The sequence below is a fragment of the Aliagarivorans taiwanensis DSM 22990 genome (assembly GCF_000429505.1).
Lineage (GTDB): Bacteria > Pseudomonadota > Gammaproteobacteria > Enterobacterales > Celerinatantimonadaceae > Aliagarivorans > Aliagarivorans taiwanensis.
This window is the reverse complement of sequence record NZ_AUBZ01000079.1, coordinates 1-1,299: the sequence shown is the minus strand read 5'-3', so window position 1 is coordinate 1,299 and position 1,299 is coordinate 1. Positions and strand designations below refer to the sequence as shown.

The window sequence follows — 1,299 nt, the reverse complement described above, 5'->3', positions numbered from 1 at the left end:
GAAGGCCGCAAAGACTGCATGTATGCCGTGGCCGTCCAGTATGTCCGCCGAAGTCGCCGAGCTAGGATTTCCGGCCTCCAACGGCAGCTTCGAATTGGGTTTAACCGAGCGGCGAGGCTAATGGAGGCACTTGAGGCTGACGGGTTTGTATCTCAGCCGGATGAAGAAGGATTGAGAACAGTGATCCCGCCTGCGTCGTCTACATGGGAAGCAGCAGATCTCATTGATATTCTGAACAAGTCGAACAGCAAGCTAGAATTCGAGCCGCCTTCGATGGGCTTCTCATTTCCCTGCTGTATTTGCAAGCACAGTGATGAGCCAAATGGCACTGAAGATGGCATTTGCAACCAGTGTGCACACGCCCACTAGAGTAAGGAATATAGGCTATGGGCTGGATATTAGACACCGAAACAACAGGGCTAGGGGCCGACGATGAAATTGTCGAGCTGGGCATCATTGATGCTGAAAGTGGCGCAGTCGCGTTTAGTTCGCTGATAAAGCCAAGCGGCCCTATCCCTGAATCGTCCACTGAGATCCACGGTATCACAGGTGACGATGTGGCTGAGGCGCCAATCTGGAGCGAGGTTTACCCGCAGGTCTGCGAGCTGTTGAATGGCGCCTCAGTGTTTATGTATAACGCTGATTTCGATAGACGCATGATAAGACAGACTTGCCGCCGCTATGAGTTGGCAGAGCCAGAGTATCAGGCATCGTGCGTTATGCTTCGCTATGCCCGAATGTGGGGCGAACGTGACGAGTCTCGCGGTTCATACCGCTGGCAAAAGCTGGCCGCCGCCGCCGCGCAGCAGAATATAGACATTAGCGATCTCAATACCCACCGCGCCACTGATGACTGTGAAATCACGCGCCGCTTACTGGTGAAAATGAACGCCTTTCAAATCACTGAAAGCCCAGAAGTAAAAGCCGCACAAGCAAGAGCGAAGCGCAGAGCTGCTTCGCAAGCTCTCCGTGCCCGGGTATTTGATGCAATAGTGCCAGATGGTGTCGCACTTGGGCCTGATAACGAAGTTACTGACAGAGCTGGAAACAGCTATCGCTATTTCGTGGGTGGTTGCCCATCGGACTATACGACTGTTTCGAAAGTGCCACTGCGTGACATCAACCAATATAAATTTGTCGGGTTGTGCAAGAGCAGCTTTGGCGAACTGGGGTATGTCGTAGAACGACTTTAAGAGTAAGGAATATAATCACCATGCCCCGCAGACGACATCACGAGCGCAAAACCACTTACACTCGGGCGAAAGCAAAAGCTCTGCTGGGCCCAGAAAAGACCAAGCC

2 protein-coding genes are annotated in these 1,299 nt (G+C 52.7%); both read left to right on the top strand.

The window, feature by feature from the left end:
* Nucleotides 1-18 precede the first annotated feature (18 nt).
* The gene (locus G462_RS0120115) at nt 19-369 is read left to right on the top strand and encodes a DNA translocase FtsK (RefSeq protein ID WP_035478567.1); all 351 of its coding nucleotides are present in this window, start codon (nt 19-21) and stop codon (nt 367-369) included.
* Nucleotides 370-386: 17 nt separating this feature from the next.
* Nucleotides 387-1,193 carry a 3'-5' exonuclease gene (locus G462_RS24110; RefSeq protein ID WP_051326892.1) on the top strand — a complete coding sequence of 269 codons (807 nt, stop codon included), beginning with the start codon at nt 387-389 and terminating at the stop codon, nt 1,191-1,193.
* Nucleotides 1,194-1,299: the final 106 nt, after the last annotated feature.